Annotated in this window: 3 protein-coding genes and 4 tRNA genes; all 7 read left to right on the top strand. The window is 51.5% G+C overall.

Going from position 1 to position 4239, the window contains the following annotated elements:
- The first annotated feature begins 995 nt into the window (after positions 1–995).
- The 7 genes from murB to A9165_RS16180 all read left to right on the top strand — a co-directional run bounded on the left by murB (position 996) and on the right by A9165_RS16180 (position 4140).
- On the top strand, positions 996–2006 hold the full coding sequence (gene murB / locus A9165_RS16210; RefSeq protein WP_065956656.1) for a UDP-N-acetylmuramate dehydrogenase: 1011 nt from the start codon (positions 996–998) through the stop codon (positions 2004–2006).
- On the top strand, positions 1993–2976 hold the full coding sequence (gene birA / locus A9165_RS16205; protein ID WP_065956655.1) for a bifunctional biotin--[acetyl-CoA-carboxylase] ligase/biotin operon repressor BirA: 984 nt from the start codon (positions 1993–1995) through the stop codon (positions 2974–2976). The genes murB and birA overlap by 14 nt, the downstream gene beginning before the upstream one ends.
- Positions 2976–3668, top strand: coding sequence for a type III pantothenate kinase (locus tag A9165_RS16200; protein ID WP_008609616.1), 693 nt, complete (start codon positions 2976–2978; stop codon positions 3666–3668). Before birA ends, A9165_RS16200 begins: the two co-directional genes overlap by 1 nt.
- A 111-nt stretch (positions 3669–3779) precedes the next feature.
- Positions 3780–3855 (top strand) — tRNA-Thr (locus A9165_RS16195).
- 5 nt (positions 3856–3860) lie between these two features.
- Positions 3861–3945: transfer RNA gene (locus A9165_RS16190), tRNA-Tyr, on the top strand.
- Positions 3946–3976: 31 nt separating this feature from the next.
- Positions 3977–4051 (top strand) — tRNA-Gly (locus tag A9165_RS16185).
- 13 nt (positions 4052–4064) lie between these two features.
- A tRNA-Thr gene (locus A9165_RS16180) sits at positions 4065–4140 on the top strand.
- Positions 4141–4239 lie beyond the last annotated feature (99 nt).

The raw sequence follows: 4239 nt of genomic DNA, 5'->3' as shown, positions 1-4239 counted from the left end.
GAGTGGGGCTTTTTTATTGGCTGCGATTCTGACGCGGTGTACTGCTCGAGCAGGGCGATACCATGCGACAAATTCGCCGGGAGCGAATTTGGACAGCTTTAGCTGGCCGCGAAGCGGCGAACCCCAGGGAGGGGGTGAGCAACTTAGTACAGTGAAGCCGGGAATTCGCCAAGCCAACAGTTTGGCTTGGCGCCGGCTGAACGCCCCGAGCTCTGCGAGGGGCATGAAGGCACCTCATTCAAGCCAAAGAGCCCACTCAGTCGAGTGGGCTTTTTGCTTTATCCGCTACGCGGGTGTACTGCACTCGCATGACAGCCACAGCGGTGGCATTGCGAAACACCTCCTTGTGTTTCGCCCTTCGGACCTGCCTGAGGCAGTCCAAAACTGCTCCCGGCAGTTTTGTCGCCATGCTATATCGGAGTATTTATGAAGGGCGATACCATGCGCAGAGTAGTACAGTGAAGCCGGGAGACGACAAGCCAACCGTTTGGCTTGGCGCCGGCTGAACGCCCCGAGCTCTGCGAGGGGCATGAAGGCACCTCAATACTGCTCCTGTCAGTCCAACTTCGTTCCAGACGAAGTTGTCGCCATGCTTTATCGCACTCCGACTCTAAAACTGTATACGAAGCGCCAAACTAGACGATGACACGATACTCAGACTCCGGTACGCCCGTCGTACCGGAGTCATCCTGCGATGGTGATAAAAAAGACCAACCCAAACCCCAACAACGACTTATCACAGCGAGCCATAACCACGCCATCAATGACACACCACACTACGACCAAACAACAGCCATAAAAAGTGTTAAGTCAGACAACACAAAACACTGAGACAACAAAAAGCCTCAAGATATCCGTAAGCGCATAGCCTGATAAAGACCTGTCAGCGCTATCTGGCATCTGCAACCAATCCTTTCCTGCCAAAGCCGCAATAAATTTGCGCTCACGGCGGGGGTTCTTTAAAATTGCGGCTAATTCACAACCATGGTTTTGCTATGCAACTTCTTCGTCAGCAAGCAGCTGAACAGTACTCAAGTTTTCGCCTGCCTTATCAACTCGACCAGGTATTTCTCGCCGCCGATATTACGGATCTTAAGCAATTTAGCGGACCGGATTATCCAACAGTATTAGGCGAGGGTACCAATACCATCTTTTTGGCTACGCAGCATAAGCCGGTGTTACGCTATCTTGCTAAGAGAATAAGCCAACACGCCGATACTGACCATGTTCTGTTACACGTTGAAGCTGGCCATAACTGGCATCAACTGGTCAGTTGGACGATAGAGCAGCAATTATGGGGTCTGGAAAACCTGGCTTTAATACCGGGCTCGGTGGGCGCAGCGCCGGTACAGAATATTGGTGCTTATGGTGTCGAGCTCTCAGATCGCTGCAGCTATGTTGACTTCTACGACTGGCAGCGCCGTGAAGTAGTACGGATACCGGCATCGGAGTGCCAGTTTGCTTATCGCGATAGCATTTTTAAACAGCAATTGCAGGGCCGCGGCGTAATAGTGGCCCTTGGCCTGACGCTATCACGCCAGCCTATGCCAGTGCTGGATTATCCCGGCTTAAAAGAGTTACCAAAAACAGCCACGTTACAGCAGGTTTTCGCAACTGTTATCCAGATCCGGCAAAGTAAGCTTCCTGATTACCGGCAGCTGCCAAATTGTGGCAGCTTCTTTAAGAACCCTGTTATTACCGAGCGGCAGTTTCAACTTATACGCCATGACTATCCAACACTGCCCGGCTATCCACAAGCAGAGGGTGTCAAGGTACCTGCTGCCTGGCTAATAGAGCAAGCTGGTTTCAAAGGCGTGGTAGTTGATAACGTCGGCTGCTATCAGAAGCAACCGCTGGTCATTGTGAATTACGGCCTGGCCGATAGTGCCCCTTTACTGGCTTTAATCGCTACCATTCGAAGTACCGTGCTGCAGCGCTTCGCCATTGAGCTTGAACCCGAAGTCAGATTACTCAATGGCGCCGGACAGCACCATGTCCCAGCCTAACTTACAGCTACAACGGCAGTTGCTGGCTTTACTTGCTGACGGTAAGTTTCATTCCGGTCAGCGTTTGGCTGAACGTTTTGGTTTAAGTCGTACCGCAATCGCGAATAATCTGCAGCAGTTAAGTCAACTCGGGTTGGATATCTTTAAGCTAAAGGGTAAGGGCTATGCGCTCTCCAGCCCATTGCAGCTGTTAGATGCGGCAGTGATCCGTAGTTTACAGTGTAATGATGGTCCGGAGATCCGCGTGCAGCATATTACTGACTCTACCAATGCGCAGCTATTGGCACTGATCCAGGCCGGTAAGCCGTTACAGCCGGGACAAGTGATCGTGGCCGAGGCGCAAACCGCAGGAAGGGGCCGCCGTGGGCGGCAATGGTTTTCGCCTTTTGGTAGCAGTCTATACTTTAGTTGCTATTGGCGGTTGGAGCAGGGGATCCCTGCTGCCATGGGATTGAGTCTGGTCGTCGCCTGCGCATTGGCTGACCTGTTGCAGCAAGATTATCAGGTGCCAGCGCAAGTAAAATGGCCTAATGATTTATACATCAACGGGGCAAAGGCTGCCGGCATTCTGGTTGAGTTGGCAGGGCAAGCGGATGCGGTGTGTGAGTTAGTCATTGGCATAGGCTTAAATATTCGTTTGCCGCAGCTGGCAGACCAGAGCATCGACCAACCATTCACCGATCTGCAATCTCACGCCACAGCAACGGTTGACCGCAATGTGCTAATTGCCCGTTTGCAGCAACATCTAATTGGTGCTCTGGAGCTGTTTAACGCTGCGGGCTTTGCACCCTTTCAGCAGCGTTTTAATCAGTTTGATCTCTATGCCGGTAAAGCAGTTAAACTCAGTGGTAGCAAAGAGATCAGCGGCATTTGTCGTGGTGTGGATCAACAAGGTGCCCTGCTTCTTGAAACTGTCGCAGGCTTACAGGCGTTTTATGGCGGAGAGCTCAGTTTAAGAGGAGCAACCTGATGCAGCTACTATTGGATCTGGGAAACAGCCGTTTAAAAGCCGCACTATATCAGAACGGCCAGTTCCAACAGTTGGCATTCGATTCCGTTGCTGGCTTGCTTAAACTACCTGTTACTGCGGCTTACCTGAGCAGCGTAGCAACAGAGCAGAAAACAACGGAGCTGTTACAGGGTCTGCAAGCGGCAAATTTTCCAACGGTGCAATTGCATACTGAGGCCAGCGCCTTTGGCTTGATAAATAGCTATGTTGAACCACAACGACTTGGTGTTGACCGCTGGTTAGCGATGCTAGGTGCTTATCGCTCTTATCCGGCAGACCGTCAGTTAATCGTCGACGCCGGAACTGCTGTGACCTTTGATTGGTTGGAGGCAAATCGTCATCTGGGTGGGTGGATCTTGCCCGGATTACAATTACAGCAGCAAGCATTGCTGACTCAAACCGCGCGGGTACATAAGGCGCAGCAGCTGATGCCAAACCTCGCCCCGGGCTGTTCTACCAGCGCCGGTGTCGAAAACGGCGCTTTGGCAGCAATAATAGGTGCAATCCGTTTGGGCTGGCAAACAACACCGGCACAACAGCTGGTGCTCACTGGTGGTGATGCCGAACTGTTAAAAAGCTATCTGCCTGATCTGCCAGTGTTGGTTGATCCCTTTTTGTTATTTCGGGGTATTGCGCAATACATCGACAATTAAAAGCTGTTTTGGCTAGCATTTAGCCACTTGGCTAAGAAAATCCGCTTTTTTCGTGTTTTTCTGTTGCGCGACTTTCCGCATTCCACTAGAATTCGCACCCACTGACGTAGTGCCGCTTTAGCTCAGTTGGTAGAGCAACTGACTTGTAATCAGTAGGTCATCCGTTCGACTCGGATAAGCGGCACCATTAGTGGAGGGGTTCCCGAGTGGCCAAAGGGATCAGACTGTAAATCTGCCGGCACTGCCTTCGAAGGTTCGAATCCTTCCCCCTCCACCATCTTCGTCAGGAGAATAGCTACGAGAAGGCCGCGGGCATCGTATAATGGCTATTACCTCAGCCTTCCAAGCTGAAGATGCGGGTTCGATTCCCGCTGCCCGCTCCAATAAGATCACAATGCTGATATAGCTCAGGCGGTAGAGCGCGTCCTTGGTAAGGACGAGGTCCCCAGTTCGATTCTGGGTATCAGCACCATCTTGCAAGCCTCCCTCGTAAGCATTACAATGCTGATTTTTCAATCACCGCCGTTTTGTTTAATAAGGGTTACTTATGGCTAAGGCTAAATTTGAACGC

This window comes from Alishewanella sp. HH-ZS, assembly GCF_001704375.1.
In the GTDB taxonomy this organism is placed as follows: Bacteria; Pseudomonadota; Gammaproteobacteria; order Enterobacterales; family Alteromonadaceae; genus Alishewanella; species Alishewanella aestuarii.
The sequence above is the reverse complement of the archived record's forward strand: the minus strand, read 5'-3'. Positions and strand labels throughout refer to the sequence as shown.

Coding starts and splice junctions, on each gene's coding strand:
- murB (WP_065956656.1), top strand. CDS start 996: ATGCAACTTCTTCGTCAGCAAGCAGCTGAACAGTACTCAAGTTTTCGC.
- birA (WP_065956655.1), top strand. CDS start 1,993: ATGTCCCAGCCTAACTTACAGCTACAACGGCAGTTGCTGGCTTTACTT.
- A9165_RS16200 (WP_008609616.1), top strand. CDS start 2,976: ATGCAGCTACTATTGGATCTGGGAAACAGCCGTTTAAAAGCCGCACTA.